At 64.0% G+C, this 14,031-nt stretch carries 13 protein-coding genes; 6 read left to right on the top strand and 7 right to left on the bottom strand.

Annotated elements, in window-relative coordinates; all coding sequences use genetic code 11:
• Positions 1-292 precede the first annotated feature (292 nt).
• The 3 genes from MAF45_RS08330 (at position 293) to MAF45_RS08340 (ending at position 3,887) form a co-directional block, all read left to right on the top strand.
• Positions 293-1,768 carry an aldehyde dehydrogenase family protein gene (locus MAF45_RS08330; protein WP_237979177.1) on the top strand — a complete coding sequence of 492 codons (1,476 nt, stop codon included), beginning with the start codon at positions 293-295 and terminating at the stop codon, positions 1,766-1,768.
• Between the two features lie 505 nt (positions 1,769-2,273).
• Complete coding sequence (locus MAF45_RS08335) at positions 2,274-2,477, top strand: hypothetical protein (protein WP_237979178.1); 204 nt, start codon at positions 2,274-2,276, stop codon at positions 2,475-2,477.
• Positions 2,478-3,338: 861 nt separating this feature from the next.
• The gene (locus MAF45_RS08340) at positions 3,339-3,887 is read left to right on the top strand and encodes a DJ-1 family glyoxalase III (RefSeq protein ID WP_237979179.1); all 549 of its coding nucleotides are present in this window, start codon (positions 3,339-3,341) and stop codon (positions 3,885-3,887) included.
• 36 nt (positions 3,888-3,923) lie between these two features.
• Here MAF45_RS08340 and MAF45_RS08345 read toward each other — a convergent pair whose 3' ends face one another.
• Positions 3,924-4,679 (bottom strand): Crp/Fnr family transcriptional regulator, encoded by a 756-nt coding sequence (locus tag MAF45_RS08345; protein ID WP_237979180.1) that lies wholly within the window; start codon positions 4,677-4,679, stop codon positions 3,924-3,926.
• 181 nt (positions 4,680-4,860) lie between these two features.
• On the opposite strand from MAF45_RS08345, the gene MAF45_RS08350 reads away from it, so the two are divergent.
• Complete coding sequence (locus tag MAF45_RS08350; RefSeq protein ID WP_237979181.1) at positions 4,861-6,351, top strand: FAD-dependent oxidoreductase; 1,491 nt, start codon at positions 4,861-4,863, stop codon at positions 6,349-6,351.
• Between the two features lie 250 nt (positions 6,352-6,601).
• Here the strand turns inward: MAF45_RS08350 and MAF45_RS08355 are convergent, their stop codons facing one another.
• The 4 genes from MAF45_RS08355 to MAF45_RS08370 all read right to left on the bottom strand — a co-directional run bounded on the left by MAF45_RS08355 (position 6,602) and on the right by MAF45_RS08370 (position 10,942).
• Positions 6,602-7,126: a cysteine hydrolase family protein gene (locus tag MAF45_RS08355; protein WP_237979182.1), complete on the bottom strand. Its 525-nt coding sequence runs from the start codon at positions 7,124-7,126 to the stop codon at positions 6,602-6,604.
• Between the two features lie 34 nt (positions 7,127-7,160).
• Positions 7,161-7,493: a hypothetical protein gene (locus MAF45_RS08360; protein WP_237979183.1), complete on the bottom strand. Its 333-nt coding sequence runs from the start codon at positions 7,491-7,493 to the stop codon at positions 7,161-7,163.
• A 19-nt stretch (positions 7,494-7,512) separates the two neighbouring features.
• Positions 7,513-8,175 carry a hypothetical protein gene (locus MAF45_RS08365; protein ID WP_237979184.1) on the bottom strand — a complete coding sequence of 221 codons (663 nt, stop codon included), beginning with the start codon at positions 8,173-8,175 and terminating at the stop codon, positions 7,513-7,515.
• Positions 8,176-8,371: 196 nt separating this feature from the next.
• Positions 8,372-10,942, bottom strand: coding sequence for a heavy metal translocating P-type ATPase (locus MAF45_RS08370; RefSeq protein WP_237979185.1), 2,571 nt, complete (start codon positions 10,940-10,942; stop codon positions 8,372-8,374).
• A 106-nt stretch (positions 10,943-11,048) separates the two neighbouring features.
• Between MAF45_RS08370 and MAF45_RS08375 the strand changes: the two genes are divergently transcribed.
• Entirely contained in the window at positions 11,049-11,477 is a 429-nt protein-coding gene (locus MAF45_RS08375) for a winged helix-turn-helix transcriptional regulator (protein WP_237979186.1), read from the top strand.
• A gap of 182 nt (positions 11,478-11,659) precedes the next feature.
• Positions 11,660-12,541: a pyrroline-5-carboxylate reductase gene (proC, locus tag MAF45_RS08380; protein ID WP_237979187.1), complete on the top strand. Its 882-nt coding sequence runs from the start codon at positions 11,660-11,662 to the stop codon at positions 12,539-12,541.
• A 79-nt stretch (positions 12,542-12,620) separates the two neighbouring features.
• Here the strand turns inward: proC and MAF45_RS08385 are convergent, their stop codons facing one another.
• Entirely contained in the window at positions 12,621-13,289 is a 669-nt protein-coding gene (locus MAF45_RS08385; RefSeq protein ID WP_237979188.1) for a YigZ family protein, read from the bottom strand.
• Entirely contained in the window at positions 13,289-13,924 is a 636-nt protein-coding gene (locus tag MAF45_RS08390; RefSeq protein ID WP_237979189.1) for a hypothetical protein, read from the bottom strand. Before MAF45_RS08390 ends, MAF45_RS08385 begins: the two co-directional genes overlap by 1 nt.
• Between the last annotated feature and the right edge of the window lie 107 nt (positions 13,925-14,031).

Raw genomic sequence — 14,031 nt, forward strand, 5'->3', positions numbered from 1 at the left:
GCGTATGCGCGATTTTAAGCAACGCATGCGCCATCCCTCAAGGCGGAGTCCGGCGGCCGGGCGTCTTTAGTCATTTAAATAAGCTACACGTAAACACTTATAAAAAATTAATCATAAATGTCTAGTTATTTAGTATTTACACATAAAAAACATACATTTATCAATTTTCTCCAGAAAATCTAATTATTGATTTAAATCAAATTTATTTTATCGCCGAAGGTTATTGTTTTTTTATGACAACAGGGCGCGAGGGCGCCTTTCGAATCACAACGGATGCTCCTTTGGAGGATTTATGAACAACATCTGTGACAGTTTCTACGGTCTGTTCATCAACAACGAATTCGTGAAGGCTTCGGACGGCGGAGCCTTTGCCTCGCACTGCCCCGCCAATGGGGAAAAGTTGGCCGACGTGGCGTCCGCCACCGTTCAGGACCTTGACCGCGCGGTCAAGGCCGCCGACGAGGCTTTCAAGACCTGGAGCCGCACCTCGCCCGCGTACCGTGCGGGACTGCTGCTGAAGATCGCTGACGCGATTGACGCGAACGCGCAGCGCCTGGCTGAAATCGAGTCGCTCGATAACGGCAAGCCCTGGCGCGAGACGAAGAACATTGACATTCCGGCCGGCTCTGACCACTTCCGCTATTTCGCGGGAGCGCTTCGCGCGGCCGAGGGCCGCGCCGCGCAGATCGACGAGAACACCCTCTCGCTCGTACTCCACGAGCCGATCGGCGTCGTGGGGCAGATCGTGCCCTGGAACTTCCCCTTCCTCATGGCCTGCTGGAAGCTCGCCCCGGCGCTTGCGGCCGGCGACACGATCGTGTTCAAACCCGCCTCGGCCACGCCGCTGAGCATTCTCGAGCTGGCCAAGTTGCTGAAGGAGATCCTTCCCGCCGGCGTCGTGAACGTCCTGCCGGGCTCCGGCCGCGTGCTGGGCGAGGCGATGCTGCACCACCCCGGCTTCGCGAAGCTCGCCTTCACGGGCTCCACTTCGGTGGGGCGCAACGTGGGGCTGGCCGCCGCGCAGCGCATCATTCCCGCCACGCTCGAGCTGGGCGGCAAGTCCGCGAACATCGTCTTTGACGACTGCAATTTCGACAAGGCGATCGAAGGCGCGCAGATGGGCATCCTGTTCAACCAGGGCCAGGTCTGCTGCGCGGGCTCGAGGCTGCTCGTGCAGGACACGATTCTCGACCGGTTCGTTGCGGCCCTTAAGAAGGAGTTCGAGTCTGTGAAGGTCGGCATGCCCTGGGAGCCGGGCGTGCAGATGAGCGCGCAGGTTGACGAGAGGCAGGTGAAGACCATTCTCGACTATGTCGAGATCGGCCGGAAGGAGGGCGCCACGGTGCTCACGGGCGGCCGCCGCCTCACCGAAAACGGCCTGGACAAAGGCTGCTTTGTCGCCCCCACGATCCTCACCAACGTGAACAACAGCATGCGCGTGGCCCAGGAGGAGATCTTCGGGCCGGTGGTGGTCGTGATCCCGTTCCACACCGAGGAGGAGGCCGTCGCGATCGCGAACGACTCCAAGTACGGTCTGGGCGGCGCAGTCTGGACGCAGGACATCAACCGGGCGCTGCGCGTTGCAAAGGGCGTGCGCACCGGCCGCATGTGGGTGAATACCTACAATGAGCTGCCCGCCCACGCTCCGTTCGGCGGCTACAAGGAGTCGGGCATCGGCCGCGAGACCTATCTGTCGATCCTGAACGCCTACACGCAGACGAAGAACATCTTCATTTCGCTCTCTGAAAAGAGGATGGGCATGTACTGACGTCCGGGCGCCGGCCTCCGGCCTTCGGGCCGGGGGCTTCCTGCGGTCCCCCGCGGGAGGAGGCGGCGAGATGCGAAAAGCCGGGAGCGGGGCTTCAAGAGAACTGGAGCCGTCACCGCAGGCCCGGCTTTTTTTAGTTTGAAACAAAATGTTAGGGAAACCCCGTCCGCAGCTTTAAGGGGGTACAATTAACCTCGTCTTAGAAGGCATCCCACCCCGTCCCGGTTTCAGGTGAATCGGACGGAATCCACCGCCGTCCCGCTGTGTCATCCGGGCGGCGTTCCGTAAAAGTTCCCCTTCCTGTACCTGAAGCCTCCGGCATGGGCGCCGGCGTCTCTTTTGCTCGCGCCGGTCTCTCAGGCCCGTTCCTCTGTCACGCTTTTGACAGATTCCTGTCATGGAAGCGCCATCCGCGGCGGGCACAATGGGCATGGTTCAAAGACAGCAGCAGTTCAATCTCTCCGCCAGAAAAGCAGGCGGTGCAAAAACAAGAAGGTAATAAAAAATGATGGAAAAGAAAATTGATGAAAAGAAGGGGCTTGCCCATGACTCGCTCGCCGCGCTCGCGGTGAGGCGCTACGGGCTTTCCTCCCGAGCCCGGCAGACCTGCAGGGCGTTCTCCGACAGCGGCCGCGACAACTACCGCGACATCGCCTGGCGCGAGGCGGTCAGAGGGCTCGACGACTTTATGAAAGAACGCGCGCTCTGATCCTCAGAGCTCTGACCCGGGGCCTTCGCGGTCCCGGCGGCATAAGGCGGCTTCGCCCCGAAAAAGGGCCGGGCCGCCTTTTTGCTGGTGCGCCCAGCAGCGCACGTGTGACCAGTGGTGAAAGTCCACCGTCCGCCCGATCGAGGGAAGGACTAGCGACTCGGCAGAGTCAGGGAGGTAACAAACTGATGAAGAAAGCCGACAGCAAAACGTCAGCCTGACGAACAGGAACTGGATATGAGGCGGCGACTCCGGGAGAGCAGGCCACATTCTGTTAACCCCATATCGATACGGAAGGAGCCGTCGTAGATCCAGCAGGCAGGACGCAAAGCGCACGTGTGAGACCTGGGGAGATCCTTGACGATGCCGCAGGGCTGCCGCGGTCGAGAGGCCAAGGCATATAGACAAGGAAGTCAGCAGAGGCCGTAGTAGGCGGAAGCGCCGAAGGGCCGAATTTGAACTTGTAAGTAGAGCGTACAGCTCTCCCGAACCCGGCGACAGCAGCTGTAAAAGTCGAACGATAGGAAGTAGATCGCCTCCGGCGGCAATGGACGGAATTCGAAAGCCCTCCACATGCGGCAAGCGTTCGACAACAGCTTCTTCAAGCGGATGGGGCTTTTCAGCGCCCTCGAGATGCAGTAAGCCCGCCTCTTACGTTTGAAAACCGAAAACCGCCGGATGCCGAACGGCATGTCCGCAGCCCTCACTGGGACAGCGGTGTAGGAGGGAGTGACCGTGAGGTCACTCTCTACCCGATTCCGGCCTTTCGCGCGACTTCCCTCCGTGTATCATCAGGCCGGAAGGGAAGGAAAAGCGCCCTTCCCAGGATGAATTCATTTATTTCAGCACAGGGGGGTAAGGATGTCCAAAGCGAGCGTTTTCTTTGCCGACGGGTTTGAGGAGATTGAGGCCCTCACGGCGGTGGACCTGCTGCGCCGGGGTGGCGTGCAGGTGGACATGGTCTCGGTGGGAGAAGGGCTTGAGCGCACGGGAGCGCACGGCGTGAAGGTGCTCTGCGAGCACACGCTCGCCCAGGCGCGCTGGGACTCGGCCGACATGCTCGTCCTTCCGGGGGGCTGGCCCGGCGCGGAGAATCTCTGCCGCTCGGAGCCCCTTCGCGCGAAGCTGCTGGAGTTTGCGGCCGATCCCCGGCGCTGGATCGGGGCGATCTGCGCCGCACCCTACGTGCTCGGCTCCCTGGGGCTGCTGCGGGGGCGCCGCGCGACCTGCTACCCGGGCTTCGAGGAAAAGCTTGAGGGCGCAGTGGCCACCGGCGCCCGGGTGGAGCGGGACGGCCGCATCATCACGGGCCGGGGTCCGGGAGCTGCCACGGAGTTCGCGCTCGCGCTGCTTGAGGCGCTCGAAGGCGGGCAGAAAGCCGGGGAAGTGCGCGACGGTCTCACGCTTTAGTCCGGAAAGAGCCCTGCGCCGTTTCGCCCGGGGCCTTCAGTCCGCCATAGGCCTCAGCTCCGAAGGCCGGTAGTTCTCGAGCTTTGAGCAGACGGCCCGCCCCGGGCCGTCAAGCCAGTCGTAGACCGGATCGAACAGCGGCCCGCGCGCGATGATGGTTCTGCCGCTTTTCTCGATGAGCCCCTCGCGCTGCCAGCCCGCGAGGATCCGGCTCACGCTCACCCGGGTGAGGTTGACGATCGTGCCGAGCTGCGAGTTGTTCAGCAGCAGCGGCAGCACCGTTCCTTCCTGCCGGATCGGCAGCCCGTAGGCGGCGAGCAGTACCTTGAAGAGCACGCGCAGCCGCATTTCGGGCTCAAGCGAGAAATTGGCCGCCATGCCCTCGATGTGCGACTCCTCCTTGGCCGTGATGTCATGCATCAGGGCTCGTCCAAACTCCGGGCTGCGGGCGGCCTCCTCTTCGAGCGTCCCGGGCGGCATCGCCAGCACCACGCTGTCCTGCCAGGCTCTGGTGCGCACGTTCACCCGCTCGTCGACGGCGGCGGAAATGTCGCACATGCTCCGCCCGGGCACGATCAGCGAGAGCGTGGAGGCGTTGCCGCGCACGAGGTTCGGGATCTCGTAGGCGCACAGTCCCCGCAGCAGCAGGAAGCACTTCGGGTGCTCCCCGCCGCTTTTGAGCACGTCGCGCTTTTTCACGTTCAGGAGCACGCCGCGGCGCCGGTAGAGCTGCGCGATGGGTTCTGGAACCGCGGGCGCGACCCAGGGAAGGCTCTGGAAAATCAAACGCATGTCTGCCTCAGGGGAGGCTCCGGGGCGAGTCCGTGCAAAACTGTAACCCGAGTCCCGGGACCTGTAAATTTTTGTATAAGAAGTTACATTATTATCCGGATTCTCTCCAGATAATTAAACAAGCCGCCGGGAGTAAGTCCGGCGGGGGAACCCGAATTATTTCCGAAGGGGAGAGAACCAAATGAAATGCAGGAACGTCATTCTCGCCGCGGCGCTTGCCGCCGCGTTTGCGACCCCCGCGCTTGCCGCTGACCGCACGCTCAGCACCGACATCGTCGTGATCGGCGCGGGTTGCGGCGGAACCGCCGCGGGCGAGGCCGCCATCGAAAAGGGCGCCAAGGTCATCATGCTTGAAAAGCAGGGCATCACGGGCGGTACCTGCAAGTTCTCCGAGGGCATCATGGCCGTCGAGTCCAAGATGCAGCGCGACTGGAACTACGGCCTCACGAAGGACCAGGCCTTCCAGATGATCATGCGCTACGGCCACTGGCGCGGCAACGGCCGCGTGGTGCGCACCTTCGTCGAGAAGACGGCGAGCACGATCGACTGGATGCAGTCAAACGGCGTCGAGTTTGAGAAGCTCTTTTCCAACTATCCCGACGGTCTCTACACCTGGCACATTTACAAGGGCCGCGGCGCAGGCTGGCTCGCGAAGTACCAGGACCGCTTCGTGAAGCAGGGCGGGCAGCTGCTGCTCAACACCCCGGCCACCGGCCTGATTCAGGGCAAGGACGGCGTCGTGCGCGGCGTGATCGCCACTGAGAAGGACGGCAGCCGCCTCACCATCAATGCGAAGGCCGTGATCATCGCGACCGGCGGCTTCGGCGCCAACAAGGAAATGATGCAGAAGTACATGCGCTTCCCGGGCGTGGACGGGCTTGCCCAGACCGGCAAGACCGGCGACGGCATCCAGATGGCCTGGAAGGCCGGAGCCGACAAGGACGGCACGGAGGTTCAGGCCTCTTATCGTCCGGGCCCGAAGGGCGTGGGCACCACCAACCAGGTGGCCGCCTCCGCCAAGCAGCCTCACCTCTGGCTTAATCCGCACGGCGACCGCTTCGTCGACGAGACCGTGATGCTCGAGTGGCCCTTCGCCGGCAACGCTCTTGAGAGGAACGGCGGCAAGATGTGGGTCGTGTACGACTCCGACACGCTCAACTACATGAAGACCAAGGGCATCGACCTGGGCGTGGGCGTCATGGTTCCGGTCGCCACCAAGCTCACGAAGTTTGACCAGGAATGGGGTGCTGCCGAGGCGGCGGGCTGGGCCAAGCGCGCCGACACGCTCGACGAGCTTGCGGCGAAGACCGGCATGGATCCGAAGCTGCTCAAGAAGAACGTCGATGAGTACAACGGCTACGCCGACATCCGCCACGACGGCCTGTTTGCGAAGAGCGCGAAGTATCTCCGCCCGGTCCGTAAGGCGCCGTTCTACGCGATCCAACTCGTCGCGGCCTCGCTGGGAACGCTGGGCGGCATCAAGATCGACGACAAGTGGGAAGTGGTTCGCCCCGATGGCAGCGCGATCAAGGGCCTGTATGCGGCCGGCAACGACGCGGGCGGCATGTACGGCGACTCCTACGACCTGCTGATGGCCGGCTCGACGATCGCCTGGGCCGTGAATGGCGGGCGCATCGCAGCTGAAAGCGCCGTGAAGTACATCGGAAAATAAGAAGAAATAAAAGAATCTCTCCGCTGCTTTTTCCGGCCCCTGTCCGCGCCGCTGATCCCTTCGTGAGGGAGAGGCGAGGCGGAAAGGGGCCGCGGAAAGCCCTGCGGCCCGCCTTCGTCGGCGGGCTGTTTTTTTAGCAGCTGCAGAAAAAAGCCCGCGGCCTGCAGGCTTTTAGGCCGGCGGGCAGCCCGGAGGCGGGGAGCCCGCCTTCCGTCCTCGCTCCCCGCGCTTGAGGGCGGAGCCTCTTTTTTCAGTCCTCGATTTCGACCTGGCAGGCTGCCATGGCGAGCAGGGCCGTGCGGTGCCGCTCCGGAGTCGAGCCTGCGCAGAGCCCGGAGCGGACGCGGATGCGGGTTTCAGGCGAAAAGGCCCTGATCAGCATCGCGTTGCTGATGACGCAGATGTCGGTGCACACGCCCGTGAGAAGCACTTCTTCGAATTCCGCGAGGGCCTGCGCGAGCCTCACCGATCCGAAGGTGTTTTTCTCGAACACGGGGGCGAGCGCCGCATAGCGCTCGAGCGGCTCGCACAGCTTCCAGCCGTCGCTGCCGCGCAGGCAGTGCGGAATGGGCAGCTTGCGGCCCTCCTGGGTCTGACGGTAGTCCGGCCCGTGCGTGTCCATTGTGAAAAAGACCTCTGCGGGATCTTCCGAGAGCGCGTTGCTGTGCAGCAGCGCCTCGATCCGCGGCAGCGCCTCCCCTGCCTCCTTCGAGCCGAGCACGCCGGTTACGAAGTCCTTCTGCATGTCGATTACCGCAATCGCTTTTTTCTTCATAATCGTTTCCTCCATGCGGGCTGGCGGCAGAGCCTCAGTCAGTGTTGTATGTTTCTATGCAGCGGAAGCGCAGCTTCGCTCCCGCGCCGCGCGTGAGCTTGCCCGCCGCATCCTTCTCGGGCTGGATCAGGACGCTCTCGAGCGGCTGCATCCCCATTTTGCGGTCCGCGCAGAAGCTGCCGGCCGAATCGCTCAAGCCTTCCTTCACGCGCATCGGGTTGCTCTCCCAGGGCCAGACTTCGGTGCGCTCCCAGATGTTGCCCATGATGTGATGCTGGCTCACCTGCGCAGGGTTTGACAGCGTCGTGCAGGCCGACAGCGACAGGGCGGCCGCGAGGGCCGCCGGAATCATCCACAAAAGGCGCATGGCGGAATCCTTTCTTTTTTCAATATCCGTTCAGGTTGAACTGAAGCAGGTTGTCGTAATTAATGCGGTGGCATTCCTGGAGCCTTCTCACGCGCACGATGGACTCCCCGGGCAGTTCGGTGATGACCGCGCCGCAGGTGCGGTCGCCCTTGATGCCGCCCCAGGAGAAGGCAAACTCGTAGGAGGCGCCCGCCTTGGGCGTAAAGCGAAAGCCCGTTCGGCAGATTCCGCCCAGATCCTTGGGCATTTCGTCGTCGGGGCCGAGCTTCACCTTCGGGGCGCTGCCGGGAATCCGCTCGTAGGGCAGGGAGTACTGTATTTCGATTTCGCGGTCCGCGGGAACCTTGATCTCGGCCCAGCGGTTTTTGTCAGGGTAGCGCCGGGTGGCGCTGCTCGCGGGCATGCCAAGGGACCTGCCCTGGTAGGGCAGCGAGGCGGGGGCGGATTTTGTCACGCCCTCCAGGTAGTAGAGCACCTGGTTGCGTTCGGGCTCCCAGCTGAAGCAGAAGTCGGCGTCGTCCTGCGTGACCTCCTTCACGGCGATCTGGCCTTCGCCGCCCACCCTCACGAAAGCAGTCTGCCCTTGGGAGGGCTGCACGTAGTGGTTGACCGGCGGCGTTGTGGAGCAGCCCGTTATGAGAGCCGCGGCAGCGGCCGCGGCGCAAAGCTCTCGCAGTGGCAAATCAAACTCCTTTGTTTGGGTTGAAGCGAGCTTCAGGGAAAACTCTGTCCTTGGCATTGTACCCATAAAGGGCCGCCCGGGCGGGGTGCGCGCCGCATCCGCGAAGCCGGGGGCTCAAATAAAAAAGGCGCCGGACTTCTCCGGCGCCGCGAGGTCGGGCCGGGCCCTCGAGGGCCCGGGCGCTGCCGCCTTCCGCTCAGCCCGCGGGCGTGGCTTCGTACCCCGCCTCGGCCACGGCCTTGGCGAGCGTGTCGGCCTTCACAGTCTCCTCGCAGGTCACCTGGGCGCTTGCGCCCTTGAGGTCCACCGCGGCCTGCTCGACCCCGGGGACGGCCTCGAGCGCCTTCTTGACGCGGGCCTGGCAGTGCTGGCACATCATGCCTTTCACGGAAAGGGTAATAGTCTGAGACATCTTCGAACTCCTTTTGTTGTTGGAAGTCTGAACCGGGCAGGACGAAACGGCGCCCGCTGGTACAGTACGGCAGAGGGCAGCTTCGCTGCTGCCCTTGAAAAAGCGCAGCCTGAGCGCGTTGGTGACAACGCACACGCTCGACAGGCTCATCGCGGCAGCGGCAAACATGGGGTTCAGCACCAGCCCCCAGTGCGCGAAGACGCCGGCTGCAACCGGAATGCCGAGCGTATTGTAGATAAAGGCCCAGAAAAGGTTCTCGTGGATGTTGCGAATCACGGCCTGGGAGAGCCGCCGCGCGTCGGCGAGCGCCATGAGGCGCTTCTGGGCGAGCACGACGTCGGCCGAACCGAGCGCCACGTCGGTTCCGGTGCCTATCGCGATGCCTACATCCGCGGCTGCGAGGGCCGGGGCGTCGTTGATCCCGTCGCCCACCATCGCGATGCGGCGGCCCGAGGCCTTGAGCTCGGCAACGATCGAGGCTTTGTCCGCGGGCAGGAGCCCGGAGCGGACCTCGTCGATCCCGGCCCTCGCGGCGATCGCCCGGGCCGTGAGATCCCGGTCTCCCGTGAGCATCACAAGCCTCAGGCCCTGGGCTTTGAGCGCGCGGACCGCTTCGGCCGCGTCTTCCTTGAGAGGATCCTGCAGCGCGATCAGGCCGAGCAGCGACCCCGCGCGGGTGAACCACAGCACCGTTTTGCCTTCGCGCGAGAGCCGGTCGTCGAGCGCGCGCGAGGCGGCATCGAGCTTTACGCCCTCCTTTTCCAGAAGCCTGGCGTTTCCGGCAAGCAGCGCTTCGTCCCCGAGCCGCGCCGCAAGCCCCCCGCCCGGAATCTGGCGGAAGTCCTCGAGGCGGACGGACTCCAGGCCCTCGTCCGCGGCCCGCGCGACGATCGGAAGGGCAAGCGGATGCTCGGAGAGCTTTTCAAGCGAAGAGGCCAGCCGCAGCAGCTCCGCGCCTGAGCCCCCTTCGGAGGGCAGCACGTCGGTGATTTCGGGCGCACCCTTGGTGAGCGTGCCCGTTTTGTCGAGCAGCATCGTGTCGACCTTGCCCAGCAGCTCGAGCGACCGGGCGTCCTTGATCAAAATGCCCAGGCGGGCGGCGCGGCCCGTGCCCACCATGATCGCGGTGGGCGTGGCGAGCCCGAGCGAGCAGGGGCAGGCGATCACAAGCACGGAAATCGCCATCATGACGGCAAAGGACACGTCGCCGCGGATCAGGATCCAGGCGGCCAGCGTGAGCAGCGAGATCCCTATCACGACCGGCACGAAGACCGCGGAGACCTGATCCGCGAGCCGCGCGATCGGCGCCTTGGTGGAGGTCGCCTCCTCAACGAGGGCGATGATGCGCGACAGCGTCGTGTCGCGCCCCGTGCGCGTCACCGCGACCCGGAGATGGCCGGAGCGAAGCTGCGTCGCACCCGTGATCGTGTCGCCCTGCAGCTTCTCAGCGGGCAGCGGCTCGCCGCTGATCGCTGACTCGTCGACCCAGCCCGAGCCTTCGGAGACGATGCCGTCGGCCGGGATGGTCTCGCCCGACTTCACAATGAGGATATCGCCCTTGACGACCTCGTCAATCGAAACGGACACCTCTTTGCCGCCGCGCAGCACCACGGCTTTCGAAGGCCTCAGCTTCGCCAGCGCCGTGACCGCTTCGGTCGCCTTCGACTTGGCCCGCGCCTCCATGTACTTGCCGATCGCGACCAGGGTGGGGACCATCGCGGCCGAATCGAAGTAGAGGTTCCCGTAGAGGGACAGAACCCGGCCGGTGCTGCCGTCGGCCAGCGCAAAGGCCATCTCGTAGAGGCTGTACAGGCCGTAGAGCCAGGCCGCGGCCGCGCCCTGCGCAACGAGCGTGTCCATGTTGGGGTGCCCGGAAAAAAGCGCCTTGAAGCCGCTCACGAAATAGTGGCGCTGGATGATGAGGACCAGCCCCGACAGCAGCATGAGCGTCAACGTCACGGGAAGCGCGCCCCGCACCCCGGAGAGAAACCCGGGCAGGGCTCCGCGCATGGCGCTCATTGAGATGACCATGAGAAGGAGCGACACGGCGGCCGAGGCGACGAGGGCGCGCCAGCGCCTCTTCGCCTCGAGCGCGGCCTCCTGCTCCTGGGAGGTGCGGGCGGCAGGGCCCGAGGCCGCCCCGTCCTTGGGCGAGGCCCCGTAGCCGATCGAGGCGACCTTGTCGCAAATCGCCTGGCTTGAAGTCTTTGCTTCATCGTACTCGACGGTGAGCGAGTTCGCGAGCAGGTTGACCACGGCGCTTTTAACGCCCGGCATTTTTCCCACCGTGCGCTCAATGGCGGCCTGGCAGGCGGCGCAGCTCATGCCGGTCACCCGGAAATGCTCTTTTTTCACGGTTTATTCCTTGAATCTTTCCATCTGATTCTGGACATTCTATATATTGCTGTTAAAATAGCAATAATGATTTAAAAGGAACTTACTAATAAAAAGTATACCTATCATGATGGAAAAGCATGGATGCGAATGCTGCGCTGGCCACTCGCTGGCCGAGCCCGACGGCGTGAAGACCTACTGCCCGGTGGAGACCACCCTGGGCCTGATCGGCGGGAAGTACAAGGCCCTGATTGTCTGGAGGCTCATGGAGGGGCCGCTGCGCTTCTCCCAGCTCTCGAAGATCGTAAAGTGCGCCTCGCCGCGGATGCTCACCCGGCAGCTGCGCGAGCTCGAGGCCGACGGCCTTGTCTCGAGGCGGGCCTATGCCGAGGTTCCGGTGCGCGTCGAGTACTCGCTCACCCGCATGGGCGAGAGCATCTATCCGATTCTCTCCGCCATGTACCGCTGGGGAAGCGGCTACCTCGCCGAGCAGGGCAAGAGCGTGGGCTGCGCGATGCGCCCGCCGCAGGATGAGGCAGGCGGCTTCGGGGTCTGAGGAGGCCTAAGCCTTCCCCTGCGGGAAAAAAGGCGGGGCTGAAGGCCGGCGGCCGGGGCGCGCTGATAGAATGAGGGGACGCCTGAGAAGGGGCGCCGCACGGTGAAAAGACCCGCGGCACGCATTTGGGCTCCTCCTCTCAGCCTTTTTTCCGAACGCTGCGTAAAAAGGAGAGAAAAGCAATGAAGCTGGGTGTGATCGGCGCCGGCAACATGGGCCGCGCCATTATCTCTGGCATCCTGTCCTCGGGACTCGTGAATAAAAACGACGTCATCGCCTCGAACGCGACTGAAGCCTCGAGAAACGAGACCGTGAAGCTCGGAATCGCGGTGTCCGGCGACAACGCCGACGTGGCCCGCGCCGAGAACTTGCTTATCGCGGTGAAGCCCGCCAGGCTCAGCCAGGTCATCGGGGAGATTGCCCCGGTGGTGAAGCCCTCGACCCTGGTGATCAGTGTGGCGGCCGGCACGCCGATCGCTGCGCTTGAGGAGCTTTTCGGGCGGCAGGTCCAGATCGTGCGCGCGATGCCCAACACGCCCGCCCTGGTGCGTGAGGGCATGACGGCGCTTTGTGCGAATTCGCTCGTTTCGGAAGAATCGTTTGCCTGGGTGCAGGCTCTCTTTGCGACCTGCGGCCGCGTGGAGGTCGTCCCTGAGCCCCTGATGGACGCTGTGGGGACGGTGAGCGGGGCCTCGCCCGCCTGGGTCTATATGCTGATCGAGGCGATGGCCGATGGTGCGGTGCGCGACGGGATGCCCCGCGCGCAGGCCTACAAGTTTGCCGCTCAGTCGGTCCTGGGGGCTGCGAAAATGGTGCTCGAGACGGGGCTGCATCCGGGCGCTCTCAAAGACCAGGTGACCAGCCCCGCGGGAACCACCATCGAGGCACTGAAGGTGCTCGAGCAGCGCGGGTTCCGCGGCGCGGTGATCGAGGCGATGGGGGCCTGCACTGAAAAAAGCCGCCGCATGGCCGCGGCGGCCTCCGCTGCGGGCTGCCAGAAAAAAGCGGGCGCCCAGGAGGATTCGGGCCGGCTCTCGAGCCTGCTGAAGGCTCTCAAGGGCTGAAAGCCCGCGAGCGCTCCCCCGGCGGGCCTGAGCCCGCTTGGGCAGAGAGCTCTTTTCTTCAGGGGGCGGAGCGCTTTTCTCAGGAAGAGCCTCCCGGCCCCCCTTCGCTTTCGCTTTCAAAAAGCGCGCCTCCGGCCGTGAGCTCCGTGAGCTCGTGCGTCAGGGGCCCGACAGCGCTTTGAGGCAGGCGCAGCACGTATTCGGCGTCCATGCCGAAGTTCTGGCTCACCACCGTGGCGCGGTAGCCAGGCAGCAGCCTCAGAAACTGCGTGACGAAGCGGTGTTCGATCGTGACGGAGAGCTTTGCCGCGATAAGCCGCTCGGCTGTGGGCAGGGTGGCGAGGGCCTCCTTCAGGGCGCCCTGGTAGGCCCGCACGAGGCCGCCCGTGCCGAGCAGAATTCCCCCGAAGTACCGGGTGACGACGGCGCTGATTTCTCCCGTGCCGCAATGCAGCAGCACCGTGAGCATCGGGCGGCCCGCCGTGCCGTGGGGTTCGCCGTCGTCGCTTGCCCCGACCTGCGTCGTGCTGCCCGGGGAGCCGGCGCAGTAGGCCCAGCAGTTGTGCCGCGCGTCGGAAAACTCCCGCTGCACCGACCCGATGAAGGCCTTCGCCTCCCCGGGGCCCGCGGTATGGCCGATGCTGCAGATGAAGCGGCTGCGCTTGACGGTGATTTCGGCGCGGTGAACCTCGCCCGGCGCGAGGTCGGGTACAGGATAGAGAGCTGCGGCGGCTTCAGGACCGGACATCACCGGCGGCCGATCCGACAGCGGTCGATGTAGTACCCGCAGGCCGAGATCATCATGAGCGCGTAGGCCATGAGCTCCATGCTCTCTTCTGAAAGCCGCTTGGCGACGTAGCGCCAGTGGTGGTCTTCGATGAAGAAGCGCCACACGTACTTGTCCGAGCCGTAAAGGCGCGAATAAACGAGCAGCATGCCCAGGCCGGCCAGCATGGTGATGAAGGCGCGCGAGCGGACGAACTGCGCGAGGCCCTCGAGCGTCTCGTCAAGCCCGCGCTTCCATATGACGTAGAAAAGGCACACGAGGAAGGCCGTGACCGCGTAGACCCAGGCGCCGTGCACGATGAGGTCGAAGTATGCGTCCTGCTCGCGTATGAAGAGCACGGTCATGAAGCCCGCCATCAGCAGGACGCCGCCGCGCTCCTGGGGCAGCTTCCAGGCCGTGAGGTAGAAAAACACCATGGTCGCGCCGAGCACGACGTCCTGCACCCACTCGATTGCGGTTTCGGACTCCACGCCGTAATGGGACTGCCACACGCAGGTGGCGATCAGCAGCAGGTAGACGAGGGCGCAGCCAAGAAAGGCCAGTGCGCCGTAGAGTATGGTTCTGAAATTTTCCCTGTTGCGGTTTTGGTTTGTCATGATGTTCTTTCCCAGGGGGCCCGCGTTTCCGGTTGATGGAAAAAAGGGACGAAGCTGCCATTATCTCATTTAAACGGCGGACGGAATCTCCATCCCGCGTTTTCGGT

Source organism: Mesosutterella porci, from assembly GCF_022134585.1.
GTDB classification, from domain to species: domain Bacteria; phylum Pseudomonadota; class Gammaproteobacteria; order Burkholderiales; family Burkholderiaceae_F; genus Mesosutterella; species Mesosutterella porci.